Annotated in this window: 16 protein-coding genes and 1 pseudogene; 5 read left to right on the top strand and 12 right to left on the bottom strand. The window is 69.3% G+C overall.

Annotated features, from left to right (window positions below; all coding sequences use genetic code 11):
- Positions 1–496 precede the first annotated feature (496 nt).
- Positions 497–1435 (top strand): recombinase family protein, encoded by a 939-nt coding sequence (locus OIE13_RS12065; protein WP_326640061.1) that lies wholly within the window; start codon positions 497–499, stop codon positions 1433–1435.
- Between the two features lie 242 nt (positions 1436–1677).
- On the opposite strand, the pseudogene OIE13_RS12060 reads toward OIE13_RS12065, so the two are convergent.
- The 3 genes and pseudogenes from OIE13_RS12060 to OIE13_RS12050 form a co-directional block, all read right to left on the bottom strand.
- Positions 1678–2411 (bottom strand): annotated as a pseudogene (locus tag OIE13_RS12060) (transposase); the annotation flags it as partial.
- 90 nt (positions 2412–2501) lie between these two features.
- Positions 2502–3053, bottom strand: a complete 552-nt coding sequence (locus tag OIE13_RS12055) for a transposase (RefSeq protein WP_326830281.1) — start codon at positions 3051–3053, stop codon at positions 2502–2504.
- Positions 3026–3634 carry a helix-turn-helix domain-containing protein gene (locus OIE13_RS12050; protein WP_326828968.1) on the bottom strand — a complete coding sequence of 203 codons (609 nt, stop codon included), beginning with the start codon at positions 3632–3634 and terminating at the stop codon, positions 3026–3028. The genes OIE13_RS12055 and OIE13_RS12050 overlap by 28 nt, the downstream gene beginning before the upstream one ends.
- Positions 3635–3707: 73 nt before the next feature.
- Here OIE13_RS12050 and OIE13_RS12045 point away from each other — a divergent pair, with 73 nt between their 5' ends.
- The gene (locus tag OIE13_RS12045) at positions 3708–4529 is read left to right on the top strand and encodes an ABC transporter permease (RefSeq protein ID WP_326640063.1); all 822 of its coding nucleotides are present in this window, start codon (positions 3708–3710) and stop codon (positions 4527–4529) included.
- A gap of 38 nt (positions 4530–4567) precedes the next feature.
- Entirely contained in the window at positions 4568–5179 is a 612-nt protein-coding gene (locus tag OIE13_RS12040; RefSeq protein WP_326640065.1) for a serine hydrolase domain-containing protein, read from the top strand.
- Here the strand turns inward: OIE13_RS12040 and OIE13_RS12035 are convergent, their stop codons facing one another.
- The 5 genes from OIE13_RS12035 to OIE13_RS12015 all read right to left on the bottom strand — a co-directional run bounded on the left by OIE13_RS12035 (position 5180) and on the right by OIE13_RS12015 (position 8502).
- Entirely contained in the window at positions 5180–5386 is a 207-nt protein-coding gene (locus OIE13_RS12035) for a hypothetical protein (protein WP_326640067.1), read from the bottom strand.
- A 114-nt stretch (positions 5387–5500) separates the two neighbouring features.
- Positions 5501–6847: a sensor histidine kinase gene (locus tag OIE13_RS12030; RefSeq protein WP_326640069.1), complete on the bottom strand. Its 1347-nt coding sequence runs from the start codon at positions 6845–6847 to the stop codon at positions 5501–5503.
- A gap of 65 nt (positions 6848–6912) precedes the next feature.
- Positions 6913–7671, bottom strand: a complete 759-nt coding sequence (locus OIE13_RS12025) for an LLM class flavin-dependent oxidoreductase (RefSeq protein WP_326640070.1) — start codon at positions 7669–7671, stop codon at positions 6913–6915.
- Positions 7672–7756: 85 nt separating this feature from the next.
- Complete coding sequence (locus tag OIE13_RS12020) at positions 7757–8128, bottom strand: Tn3 family transposase (protein ID WP_326647095.1); 372 nt, start codon at positions 8126–8128, stop codon at positions 7757–7759.
- A complete protein-coding gene (locus OIE13_RS12015) occupies positions 8125–8502 on the bottom strand; it encodes a MerR family DNA-binding protein (protein ID WP_326640073.1) in 378 nt (125 codons plus the stop codon). Before OIE13_RS12015 ends, OIE13_RS12020 begins: the two co-directional genes overlap by 4 nt.
- 23 nt (positions 8503–8525) lie before the next feature.
- Between OIE13_RS12015 and OIE13_RS12010 the strand changes: the two genes are divergently transcribed.
- Complete coding sequence (locus OIE13_RS12010; protein WP_326829994.1) at positions 8526–9107, top strand: SDR family NAD(P)-dependent oxidoreductase; 582 nt, start codon at positions 8526–8528, stop codon at positions 9105–9107.
- Here OIE13_RS12010 and OIE13_RS12005 read toward each other — a convergent pair.
- The 3 genes from OIE13_RS12005 to OIE13_RS11995 all read right to left on the bottom strand — a co-directional run bounded on the left by OIE13_RS12005 (position 8989) and on the right by OIE13_RS11995 (position 10674).
- Positions 8989–9951, bottom strand: a complete 963-nt coding sequence (locus tag OIE13_RS12005; protein WP_326829993.1) for an alpha/beta fold hydrolase — start codon at positions 9949–9951, stop codon at positions 8989–8991. The two genes, OIE13_RS12010 and OIE13_RS12005, sit on opposite strands and share 119 nt — an antisense overlap.
- Positions 9952–10190: 239 nt before the next feature.
- Positions 10191–10436, bottom strand: a complete 246-nt coding sequence (locus OIE13_RS12000) for a hypothetical protein (protein WP_326640077.1) — start codon at positions 10434–10436, stop codon at positions 10191–10193.
- Positions 10437–10476: 40 nt separating this feature from the next.
- Positions 10477–10674, bottom strand: coding sequence for a hypothetical protein (locus OIE13_RS11995; RefSeq protein WP_326640079.1), 198 nt, complete (start codon positions 10672–10674; stop codon positions 10477–10479).
- A 150-nt stretch (positions 10675–10824) separates the two neighbouring features.
- Here OIE13_RS11995 and OIE13_RS11990 point away from each other — a divergent pair, with 150 nt between their 5' ends.
- The gene (locus OIE13_RS11990) at positions 10825–10953 is read left to right on the top strand and encodes a hypothetical protein (RefSeq protein WP_326640081.1); all 129 of its coding nucleotides are present in this window, start codon (positions 10825–10827) and stop codon (positions 10951–10953) included.
- 445 nt (positions 10954–11398) lie between these two features.
- Here OIE13_RS11990 and OIE13_RS11985 read toward each other — a convergent pair whose 3' ends face one another.
- A complete protein-coding gene (locus OIE13_RS11985; protein ID WP_326640083.1) occupies positions 11399–12760 on the bottom strand; it encodes a serine hydrolase domain-containing protein in 1362 nt (453 codons plus the stop codon).
- Positions 12761–12966: the final 206 nt, after the last annotated feature.

Raw genomic sequence — 12966 nt, 5'->3', positions numbered from 1 at the left:
AGTGCGATCGCGTAGCCCTCCAGCTCGGCCGTCCAGCGCGGCACCCGCCGCTCCAGGAATCCCTCGGGCTTGCCGTAGTCGCCCAAGCCCACGGCCCCGTGATTGACGGCGCCGCCCACGAGGCGCCAGCCGCCGCCACGGTCTACACCGCCCGCCGAGCTCTCGACGCCAGCGTCCACCGGGACGAGGACGAAGATCGACCGCGATCGCCGCGTCGGCGGCCACCTGCCCTTGGGCCCTGCGGACGAGATCCATCGCCCCAGTATCGACAGCTTCGCCCGGTAAGTCCTCCCTCTCAAGAGCGGTGTCCGCAACTTCCGGACGGACCAGGCCGGAGTGGCGGCCGCTGACGCCCCGATAGATGGGTCTTGTGAACAGTCGTTATCGAGACCCATCTACCGCCGTGACGTAACCCCAGCTAAGATCAGTCTCGATTGGCTATCTCGGAATCAACGTAACGAGAACGTTCATGGGCCGAAAAGGAGACCCTTCAAGCATGACGATCTACGGGTATGCCCGGGTCTCGACGGCCGATCAGAACCTCGATCACCAGATCGACGCGCTCATGCGCGCCGACGTGGAGCGGGCGAACATCTTCGCCGACACCGCCAGCGGCGCCAAGGCCTCCCGCCCCCGCCTGGACGAGGTCCTGGCACTGCTGGCGCCGGGCGACACGTTGAAGATCACCCGGCTGGACCGGCTGTCGCGCTCGGTCCAGCACCTGATCAACCTCGGCGCCGACCTGAGGACCGAGGACATCGGGTTGCACGTGATCGAGCAGGGCATCGACACCGCCACCATGGAGGGCCGCGCCATGTTCGGCATGCTGTCCGTGCTGGCCGAACTCCAGCGCGAGCTCATCGTCGCCAACACCCTCGACGGCCTGGCCGCCGCCCGCGCCCGCGGCCGGGTCGGCGGCCGCAAACCCAAACTCACCCAACGCCAGCTCGACCAGGCCCAGCAGATGTACGACAGCGGCCAGCACACCGTCGAGGAGATCGCGCAGACCTTCAACGTCTCCCGGCCCACCCTCTACCGGCACCTCACCGCCCACCACGAGGGCCGCCCCTGCGCCCTCGTGGTCTACCGCAACGCCAAGGCCAAAACCGACGCCGGCAACCGGCGGCTCGGCGAGACCGGCCAGAGCGAGTCCGTCCAACTGGAGGCCGACCGCAAGTGGTGGCCGATCGCCCCGGCCCGCCGCCCCCACGTCAAAGCGATCGTCTACGTCGCGGGCGGCACCGTCGCCCGCGTCCGCGCCGTCGACGGCGACAAGAGCAAGTGGCGGGAGGACGACCGCAGCTACTGCGACGTCCCCGTCAGCCCCCCGCTCACCGACCTCCAGATCGCCCAGCAGCTCCCCGCCCTCGGCCTGCGGGTCGGTGACCCCCGCCCGCACCAGCGCGGAAAGCTCCGCGAGTACCTCGTCCTGTAGCAGCATGAATCCCCTGGTCATGGGTGGGTTCGTTGGATTTTCCGCTGTTGCTTGACCCGGGTCGCCCGGGGTGCGGGCTCATGAGGCCGATTCGGGCGTCTGAACGCGAGCCGGACGCGTGGAGCCGGTAGCGAGTGCCCCTTGCCGCGGGATCCAGCATGAGGATCAACGACTGCGAAGACCCGAGTTATCGCAGGTCGGAGGCGGGTTCGTTGGATTTTCGGCCAAGACTACGGTGACCCCAGGTAGGCGCGGTTGGCGCGGGAGGAGTACGCCTTGTCTGCCGCGACCGCGTCCGGCCGGGTCCGGGGGCGGCCGGCGGGTCCGCGCACCTTGATCTTGGCCAGAACCGGGATGAAGCGTGGGCTGTCCGCGGCCTGCCCAGGTGTGAGGATGATGGACAGGGGGCGACAGCGACGGTCGGTCGCGAGATGGACCTTACTGGTCAACCCGCCCCGGGAACGGCCGAGTTCGGCTGCCTTCAGCCGCGCCTTGCGGCGTCGGCGCAGAATCCGGCGCTGTTCCCGATCGGGGTCCTCTCCACTCTCGGGCACCTCGCCTACGGGGTCGTTCCGCCCCTTTTTCGGAGCCCCTTTTCCTCCGCCACGGCCTTCTCCAGCTCTTCCAGGAGTTCCGCGCCGACCACCATCCCGGCCGCGTGGTGATGGGCGCGGGCAACGGTGGAGTCCACACTGACCAGGCCGAGATCGACGTCGCCGCGGGCCGAGGCCTCGGCGATCATCGCCTCCATGAGTGCCTGAAAGACCCCGCCGCGTGCCCACAGGCGGAACCGGTCGTAGACCGTCGACCAGGAGCCGTAGCTCTCGGGCACGTCCCGCCAGGGGCTACCGGTCCGGAACCTCCACACCACCGCGTTGAAATAATTCCGCAGGTCAGGGATCGGCCCGGACGCCCCCAGCGGCAGGTGCGGCTCGATCAACCCCCACTCGGCATCTGTCAGGTCACCACGCGTCACGCCACTGGTCTACCGCAGTCGGCCCCCTCCCGGGGAGGGAATGACCGATCCAGTGATCCGGACTCCGCACACGCCCTAGTGCTGCGTTCCTCATAGCAGGTAGACGAATTTGCGGCGCAGGGCTCGGGGCTGCGGGGGCGGTCGCCCCCAAACCCAGGGATGAGCATGGGCGTTGAGTTGCACGGTGGCGAGGGTGACCGCGTGGGCGATCTCGGTGGCGTCGGCGAAGGTCTGCCCGGCGAACGCCGCCTTGCGCAGCAGCCGCCACCAGCCCTCGGCCAGGTTCAGCCAGCAGGCTTTGATCGGGATGAACACCTGGCGGATGCGCGGGTGACGCAGTAGCCATTGGCGGACCTTCCAGCTGGAATGGCTGGAGAGGTTGTCGGTGATGACCACGATCGCACCGCGCCGGTTGGCCCTGGCGATCTGCTGAAGCAGCCCGATCCAGCCGTCGCTGTTGCGCGAGGGAGCGCAGAAGGTGAGCTCGATGCCGTCGCGGATGCGCAGGCCGCCGTATACCCAGGTCTTGTCGGTGCCGCGGGAGTAGGTCAGCGGTGCTTTGATCCGGTGTCCGTCGACCGACCAGCCGGGCGCCGGTGGGAAGGTGCGCGGGGTCACCGGCCCCAGCTCGTCGGCGCAGATGACCGTGGTGGTCGGCGGCGGGTCGGTGTAGAGGGCGATGACCTCGGCCCTTTTGGGGCGAAGTCCGGATCGGTCGAGGTGGTCCAGGAGCGGGTGTGCCGCCAGCGGACCTTCTCTTTGAGCAGGATCCGGCGGACCTGGCTGCGCGCGATGACGATGCCCTGCGCGCGGGCGGCGGCGGTCAGGCTGTCCAGCGTCCACTCGGCGGGGCCGGCCTCCTCGTCTGCGGCCAGGTCCCCGGCCTCGTCGCGGACCGGCCGTCCGGGCGGAGTCGAGCGTGCCAGCGCGATGAGCTGTCCGCGTTCGAGCTCGGTGATGCGTGGTTTGCGGCCTGCCCCGGGCCGGTCGCCCAGCCCGGCCAGGCCCTCGGCGTTGAAGCGCTCGATCCGCTCGCGCACGGTCTGCATGTGACAGCCCAGCTTGGCGGCGATGGCGCTGGTGCGCAGCCCCCGCCAGCTGAACACGATGATCCGCGCTCTCATGATCCAGTCGGCCGGGGCATGACGGGCCCCGGCCAGCTTGCAGATCTGTCGTTTCTCTTCGGCGTCCATCGGTGGACGCGCATGCAGCAGTTTCGGCATGACAATCCCCCCTGAGACCATCATCACCCCAGGTCAGCAGGGATCTCCGCCCCCATTCAGGAACGCAGCACTAGTGACCAACCTCGCCCCGCCGCTGGGCCGCCGCCTGCGCTGGACGTTCACCGACGGGCTGACCCTGGTCGGCCGCGAGCTGGGACGGCTGCGACACGATCCCGGCGAACTCGTCGCGGCGCTGATCTTCCCGGCCGTCATGGTGGTGCTGTTCGGGTACGTCTTCGGCAGCGCGATCCAGGTGCCGGACGGCGGCGACTACCGCGAGTACCTCATGCCCGGCCTGTTCGCGATGGTGACCTTCTCCGCGGTGATGGGGGTCATGACGCGGATGGCCACCGACGCCTCCCTCGGTGTGATGGACCGGTTCCGCTCCATGCCGATGGCGCGCTTGGCGGTGCCGTTCGGGCAGACCGGCGCCGACTCCCTGGTCGGCCTGCTGATGCTGGCCATCATGGTGGGCGCGGGCCTGCTGGTGGGCTGGCAGCCGCACCGCGGCCTGATCCCCACGGCCGGGGCATTCCTGCTGATGATCGTGCTGCGGTACGCGCTGAGCTGGGTGGGCGTCTACGTGGGCCTGGCGGTGAAGAACGACCAGGTCGCCGACGCGATGGTGCCGCTGTTCCTGCCGTTCACGATGCTGTCCAACTCGTTCGTCCCGACCGACGGCATGCCGGGCTGGCTGCGCTTCCTGGCCGACTGGAACCCGGTGAGCGCGCTCACCGCCGCCTCACGGGAGCTGTTCGGCAATCCTGGGGCGCCGTCCGGAGACGTGGCCTGGCCACTCGCGCATCCGGTGACCGCCGTCCTGCTCTGGTCGGCCGCGCTGCTGGTGATCTTCGTCCCGCTGTCGCTCCGCGCCTACATGCGCAGAGGACGCTGAACGCTCCAGGCATCTGCAGACCGCGTGTTCTCCTCCGAATGGTTCTCCTCCAAAAGGCATCCCGACATCTGCTCAACCACACCAGCGGCCTGTTCCTCACCGGCCTCGCACCGGAACCACAGCACAGCATCGCCACTCAGCCAACCCACATCTGGACCACCTCCGAGCTGGTGAAGCTCGCGGTGTCCCAGCCGCCGGTCGGCGAGCAGGGCGAGCAGTTCATCTACTCCAACGGCGGCTACTACCTGGCCGGCGCGATCATCGAGAAGGTCACCGGCAACGCCTACGCCGCCGAAGTCGAACGCACAGTCATCCGGCCGCTCGACCTGACCCACACCTACGTACGGCCCGCCGACGCCACAGGCTATCTCCACCCGCATCCCACGACCTACGTTGCCAGCGCCCTCAAGGATGGCGTCGACCCGGCGACGCTCACCGCGGAGAACTGGGCGTCAATGATCGACCATGACAAGCCGCCCATCGACGTCACCGCGCTCAACACCTCAGCCGATCCTCGGTTGCCTCCGGCGCCGACATCAGCACCCCCACCGCCGAGGCGATCGTGCGCGCCGCCTTACGCAGCTTGGAAAACGTCCGCAGCTGCTCGGCCTTGCCCGCCCGCTCCGCCCGAGCCAGCAGGTTGGAGGTGATCAGCAGATCCAGCACGTCCAGGGCGTCATCGACCGAGGAGGTCTCCAGGTCCGGCGTACCTCGCTGATCAGCCGAGTTAGCGTCGTGATCCCTGCGGGCAGCAGAATGCCCTCGCGCAGCATGTGCACCACGGCGCGGTCGAACAACGCCCGCGGCACCTCGATCGTCGACCACACCCGGGCCGCCCCACCGTCGATGATCACCAAGATCGACGCACCCTATGGGGACCAGACCTGCCAAACCAACAGGTCAAGCCAAGGTCAGTAGCTAATCGTTGTTTTCGCGCTGCTTACTACCGTAGGGCCGGCAGGTGAGCGTGATCAGCGGGGGGCGGGGAGGCGCAGCACGAACCGTGCGCCGCGGGGACTGTCTTCGATGGTGAGGGTGCCGCCGTGGGTTTCGGCGATTTGCCGGGCGATCGGCAGGCCGAGCCCCGTGCCGCCTGAGTCCTTTCTGCGGGAGGCCTCCAGGCGGGCGAACCGCTGGAAGATGACCTCCTGCTGGTCGGGGGCGATGCCCTCGCCGTCGTCACACACCTCCAGCACCGCCGTGCCCGATTCGAGCGTGACAGTGACCGTGATGGCGGAGTCGGAGTGGCGTTCGGCATTGTCCAGCAGGTTGTTCAGCAGCCGGGCCAGGCCGATCCGCTCCCCATTGATCATCACGCCGGGGGTGAGGTGGCGGATCACCGCGACCCGGCGTGGCCGCCTGTCCACCTCGGCCGCCACCAGGCCGGTCAGGTCGATGGGATCGTGCCGGCCGCTGATGCCCGCGTCCAGCCGGGCGATCTGCAACAGGTCGGTGACCAGGTCCTGAAGCCGTTCCACACTGTCCAACAGCGCGTTCGCCGTCTGCGGCCAGTTGGTCTCCTGCGGGTACATGAGCGCCTCATCGATCTGCACGCGCATGGCGGCCAGCGGGTTGCGCAGATCGTGGGAGGCATCCGAGGCGAACCGCAGTTGCTGCTCAACCGCCGACTGGGCCCGGTCCAGGGTCTTGTTCGCGATCTCGGCGAGGTCGCGCAGCTCGTCTCGGTACTTCGGTACCGGCACCCGGTGGCCGAAATCACTCGCGGTGATCTGGGCGAGCTTGCCGCTGATCGCGCCCACCGGCTCCAGGGTCTTGCTCACGGTCCGGTAGGTGCCCGCCATGGTCGCCCCGACCAGCAAGAGCCAGCCGGTGGCGAGCAGGATCAGCAGCCGAGGGCCTACGTACCAGGGAACATCGGCGACGGCCATGTTGAGCAACCAGACGCCGTCGGCCCTGTGGAAGGGGTAAGAGATCACGATCTTGCACTGGCCGGGGAACGCATGCAGATCACACAACAGCGCAACCGCATAAGAGTCGACATCGGGGCGAAGGATGGCTATCGGCGGCTCACGCGACCCGAAGCCCGAGGTGGCGGCGACCAGCGTGCCGGCCGGGTCGAACACCTGAACCGCCTCGTTGTGCCCGTCCGACAGCATGCGGGGGAATACGCCGCTCTGGCGTATCTGCCTGGCCATCTCCACGGCGTGGGTGACGAGCCGTTTCGTCCGGTCCTCGACGGAGGCCTCCCGTACCGCCAGCAGGGCGAACACCGCGACAACAGTGCAGATAAGCGCCATGACGGCGCCGGCCACCACGCTCAAGCGGGTCCTGATGGAGCACCCATGCCACGTGCTCACCTTGATCCTCCCCTCAAGAGCAGACGCACGCCCCTATGGCGACCCCTTGCCGCTCCCGGGAAGACTCACGACCAAAACCGCGTAAATGTCAGCCGGAATGCACGGAATGCCCATGTCATGGCGAAAGAAACAAACGGACGGGCCAACCAGCAGTAGAGCATGACCTCGTCGGCGCCGATCTCGCCGTACACGGTGACGGCCTGCCGGATCGCTTCCGGCGTGGTGAGCATCTCGTCGACCACCTTGTTCGCGCCGTCCCCCATGAAGCTGTAGTAGCCACCGAGGGCATGTTGCGCCTCGTCCACGACTGATTCGGGGCCGAGGGCGGCGTTGAACTGGGCCACCAGCCGAGGACGACCGGCACGCCCGGCGGCCTGCCACGATGCCTCGACGGCCCGGTAGAACTGCCCCATCTGTTCCGGGGTGAGGTGAGCACCGAGGAATCCGTCGCCCCAGCGAGCGATGCGCTCGACGGTGGCGGGAACGAAGCCTCCGAACAGCACTTCAGGGCCGCCCCGGCGAGCCGGGGCAGGGCCGATCGGTCCGATGTCCTGGGCGTACGGCTCGCCCTTCCAGACGCGCCGAAGAGCTGCCATCTGCTCATCCAGGCGGCGCCCCCGGCCACGGACCTCGACGTCCACGGCCCGGTAGTCGTCCTCGCGTGCCCCGATCCCCACGCCGAGGGTGAGGCGACCACCGGGAATCCGATCCAGGGTCGCGGTCTGCTTGGCGAGCAGGGCGGTCGCACGCAAGGGCGGGATCAGCACTTCGGTCTGTACGCGGATCCGTGAGGTGGCCCCTGCGATGGCCGCCAGAGTGACCATCGCTTCAGGGTTGTCGTACACGATGCGGTCGAGCAGAATGGGCGACGTTGCTGGGCGACGACAGCGCCGCGATCCCGTTCTTGCGCTACCTGCCCGAGCGCCTCAGCCCACTCGGTGCACGAGTCGAGACGGCCCTCCGCTCACGCAGCCAGCCGGGACGTTCGGGCCGGTTGAAGGGGTAGGAGCCCACGAAGTTGATGTGTTCCCACTGCAGCGGGGACAGGTGGGCCCGAAGCTCCGGGCTGATCTTCATGCCGCCGGCCGCGAGTCTCTTCACCACGGCGTCGATGTAGAGCGAGTTCCAGACCTTCTTCCCGTGGGGACGACCAGGGTGTCCGGCAGCTCCCGCCGCATCCCCAGCGGCCTCTGCTCCACCAGACGGTCGTTGATCGCCATCTGCGACTCGGCCCGCACCCCTGCGACCAACCGGGGTACTGCATGACCACTTCCGCGTCAGGGTTCAAGGAGGGGTCGGGCACCTTGCCCGGCCAGCTTGTCACCGGGATTGACCAACTGGCACTGGCCGAAGGACAAGCAGCCGCACCCGATGCACTCGGTGAACCGGTCGCGCATGCGCTCCAGTTTGTCGATGCGGGTGTTGATGGCCTCGCTCCAGCACTCCGACGCCTTCAGCCACAGCTCCCGGGTGGGCGCAACGTCGTGCGGCACGTACTCCAGGACTCCTTCGATCACCGACAAAGGTATGCCGACGCTTTGAGAGGCGCTGATCGGGCCCGCCCAGGACCCTGCGGAGCACCTGTCCGGCGGATTGTTCGGCGACTGGTTCGACCTCGTCGGACACCATCGCCGCGTCACCCCCGTCCACCTCATCACCCCGTGACCAGCAGGAAGACATGATGAGCACTCTCCACGGCAAGACCGCACTCATCACCGGCGCAAGCAGGGGAATCGGCCAGGCCATCGCCCGTCGCCTGGCAGGCGACGGCGCCCGCGTCGCCGTTCACTACGGCGGCAACGAGCAGGCGGCCAGGGAAACGGTCGCCGCGATCGAGGCAGCGGGCGGGCAAGCCTTCGCCCTGCAGGCCGAGCTGGGCATGCCCGGGGACGCCGAGAATTTGTGGGCCGCCTTCGACGCGCGCGCCGACCGGCTGGACATCCTGGTCAACAACGCGGGCATCCTCAACGACGAGCCCGGTATCGAGCATGTGACCAGGGCGCAGTTCGAGCGGATCTTCGCGGTCAACGCCACCGCCCCGGCCACGACCACGCCCGCGTCCTGCTGGACCAGTACGCCGGCCCTACGGTCTGGAGATATGACCGGTGCCGGTGAGAGGCGTGAGGTCAGGGTGAGCGCGGCTATGGATGCGGGATGTGCCGGCCTGCCACGGCCTCGGCGTAGGCGGCGGGGATCTCCATCGGCATCAGGTGCCCCGCCCCCTCGAACACGCGCAGTTCCCAGTCGGGCCTGCACTTGAGCAGGTAGTCGACTACCGGGCGCTCGATCAGCGGGTCCTGGTCGCCCCACAGCAGCAGTGTGGGTGCGCGCACCCGATCGATCGCATCGAGGACGGGTCGCCGGTCGATGTACATGGCCGACAAGGCCGAGGCGAAGGCGACGATGGCATCGGCCAGTTTGTCCGGCCGGCCACGCATCTCCTGACGCTCCTCGGTCTGCAGCGCGACCAGTTCGGGCGAGACGCGCCTCAGGTCACCGCCCGCCAGATCCAGCCCGCCGCCGGGCGAGGTCACGGGGTCGCCCCCGCGTAGCTTGGCCTCCAGCAACTGCCTGCCGTACAGGCGCAGGGTGCCGCGCAGGGCCGGCACGGCGGCCAGCAGCGTGAGCCGGCCCAGCGTCTGCCAACCGAGCGCCTCCGGCGTGGTGAGAGGGCCGGGCAGGGTTGGGCTGGTGAGCACCAGCCGCTCCACGCAGCTTGCGCGCTGTGCGAACAGCAGGCTCACCAGCCCGCCCATGGACCAGCCGTGAACGATCACGCGCTCCAGTCCAAGCGTGCGGGTGAACGCCTGCAGAAACCTGGCGTTGAGATGCGCCCTGGCCGCGCGGGGATGCGGTGTTTCTGTGTGGCCGGTGAACGTGCCGGGCAGGTCAGGCGCGATGACCGGCCCGTGGGCGGCCAACAGCGGGATGACGTCCAGCCAGAATGTCCCAGTGGCACCCATCGGATGGACCAGTAGTTGAGTGGGCGTGTCGGCGGGCCCCCGCGCATGCAGGAAATGCACGCTCGTGCCCTGGAGGTCGACCATCTCACTACGGATTCCCGCCCAGCGCGGCGAACGCCTGCCCCAGTCGTCGTAACGCACAACGCGCCTCCTCGGGTCCCGCGGGTTGACGGAGCCTGGCTGTGACACTACCCCGCCCCGCCCCATCTTCAGAGAGCCAGGACACACAGGGTCAGCAGTCTTGCCGGTCGTTCTGGACGAGTTACGCGACAGCCTTCATCGTCGCCGCCCAGACCATCAACGACGACCTGACCGCCCTGCTGACCGGCGACTGGCGCGGACGGGCAAGAGGGCGACCCCAGGACTGCCGCGAACGGGCGTCAGTCGCAGTTCGTTGCGCGCTTGCCACCCTCGGTGCCGCTGATGCGGCCCATCCAGTCCACACACCTGTCCGCCGCGGCCAGGTAGATCGGACCCGCGTAGCTGGTGAAGTAATCGCCGCTGTAGCTGGATCCGCACTCGCCTCCGTAGGTCTCCGCGGCCGCGGGTGACGCGGTGGCGAGCGCACCGGTGAGTGCGATGACAACGAAAGCGGCCGCGGTGATGGTCTTCTTGACGGGCGTCATTGTTCTCCTTTTCCCGGTCGTTTAATGTTCTTTGTTCGGATCAGCCGCAGTTGGTGTCGTAGCGGAACTGGGTGGCCGTGCCGATGGTGCCGCCCCAGTCGACGCACTCACCGGGCGCCGACACGTAGACGGGGCCGGCGTAGGTGGTGTAGTTGCCGCTGTCCTTGGTCCAGGTGGAAGCGGAGGATCGCCTGAGGTACGCCTCCATCAGCGTGGCGGTCCCCGGGGTCGTCCGCACGGTGACGACGCAGTTCCTGCCGGTGAAGGAGTTGCAGGTCAGATGAGGTGCTGCGGCGGCTGTTCGGCCGCACGCGCGCACTGGTGTTGCGGACGCTGAGAGACAGCGTCCGCACGACGGGGGAGATCGCGCGGACCCTCGGACATCTCGATGGCCTCGGCGAGTGAGCACGCCTCGCTCCCGCGTGCCGCGGGGCTCGTGGCCGGCGAGCGGTGCGGAAACACCGTCAGGCACCGGCTCACGCCTCTTGGACTGGAGTTCCTCTACCAGTCGGTGTGACATCCTTCCACGACGTGAAGGCCCTCGAACTGTCCTCGATCTCGCCGTAACGCTCCCGGAGCCCTCGGCATCACCCGGAGCCCCGTGAATCACGGGCGCCCACGGCACCCTCCCGTGGACACCGGCCTTGACCGCACCGCGGGTGCCGCACCGGGTGGAGGTCCTGTACGCCGAGCCCGCGGGCCAGGCCGCCGCGCTCGCCGCTCAGCTTGGACTGGAGTTCCTCTACCAGTCGGTGTGACATCCTTCCACGACGTGAAGGCCCTCGAACTGTCCTCGATCTCGCCGTAACGCTCCCGGAGCCCTCGGCATCACCCGGAGCCCCGTGAATCACGGGCGCCCACGGCACCCTCCCGTGGACACCGGCCTTGACCGCACCGCGGGTGCCGCACCGGGTGGAGGTCCTGTACGCCGAGCCCGCGGGCCAGGCCGCCGCGCTCGCCGCTCAGCCGCGCCAGCCGCCCTCGTCCACCCCGCCGGGCACCTCCGCCCGCGGGTCGTAGGGGGTACGGGTGAACACGAAGGTGTTCAGATCCAGGTGGCTGGGCGAGCCGTCGGGCCCGCGGACCACGCGCAGGGTCTCACCCGCGTAGTAGCCGTCCAGTCCCAGCCAGGTCCCGTCGGCCTGGGCGGTGAACCGGGAGGCCCGGCCGGCGCCGCCGACCGGGTTGAGGGAGACACCGCCTTCGGGCAGCAGCCGCAGCAGGTACGCGCTGGGCCCCCAGTACCACGGACCGGTCAGCTCCAGCAGGCCCGCGCTGTCGGCGACGGGCACCCACTCCTGGGGCAGGCGCGGCTCGTGCTGGTCGAGGATCGCCAGCAGGTCGGTCAGCAGGCCGCGGCTGACGCCCGAGGTGGAGTTGGCCATGAACAGCACGCCGACCCTGTCGGACGGGTCGGCCCACACCGTGGCCAGGAATCCCGGCATGGAACCGGTGTGACCGGCCAGGCGACGGCCGTTCGCGCGGGCCAGCTGCAGGCCCAGACCATACCCGCCGGTCCAGGTGTCGCCGTCGTCGACGGTCGCGGGTTCGCGCATCTCCGCCACGGTGGCCGGGGCGAGCACGCCGCCGGTGTCACCGGCCACGAACGCCGCCCACCGGGCAAGGTCGGCGGGAGTGGACCACAGCTGCCCGGCGGGGGCCATGGCGACCGCGTCGTGCTCGGGCTCGGGCAGTAGCACGTCCGCCCAGGGGTGCACGGCGTAGCCGCACGCGTGCGGCGCGCGCGGCCGGGGTGTGGTGTCGCGCATGCCCAGCGGCCGCAGGATCTCCTCGTCCACGGCCCTCGCCCAGCTCACGCCGCGCCGGCGGGCCACCAGCTCGCCCAGCAGGGCGAAGCCCAGGTTGGAGTAGTGGTAGCGGCGCCCCGGACGGTGCTTGGCGGCGTCGGGTCCGAGCGCGGCGACCAGATCCTTGGCCGGCACGCCGGGGGTCCGCTCCCACCACTGGCCCGGCGACTCGGCGCTCAGTCCGGAGGTGTGCGACAGCAACTGGGCGACGGTCACCTCGCCGACACCGCCCCCGAGACCGGGGACGTGCTTGGCGACCGGGTCGAGCAGTTCCACCTTCCCCTCGTCGCGCAGGCGCATGACCACGACCGCGACCAGGCTCTTGGTGATCGAGCCGATGCGGTACTGGGTGAGGAGGGTGGGGGCGGCCCCCTCCACCCGGCCTCGCGCGCCGAACCAGGCCGGCTCCCCGTCGCGCACCACCGCGGCGGTCAGCGAGGGCAGGCGCCCCTGGGACTGCTCCAGCGCGACCCTGCGCAGCAGCGCGCGAGCCGTACTCTCCAGAACCGGCGACATGAGATGGCTCCTCCCCGACACGACAAAAGTGTCCCCAGGTTAGTGCCGCTCGATCCTGGAGAGCATCGCCGGCGGCCCCGCCCGGTGCGTCACGGTCAGCGGGGGGACGCGGCTTCGCCGGGCCGCTCAGCCCCGGAAGCCGTCGCCGGAGACGATCAAGCGGGTGACGCTGTTCGACCGGCCGCCCGGCGGCGCCCGCTATCGCC

Origin of the sequence: Streptosporangium sp. NBC_01810, from assembly GCF_035917355.1 — a bacterium.
GTDB lineage: Bacteria > Actinomycetota > Actinomycetes > Streptosporangiales > Streptosporangiaceae > Streptosporangium.
The sequence above is the reverse complement of the archived record's forward strand: the minus strand, read 5'-3'. Positions and strand labels throughout refer to the sequence as shown.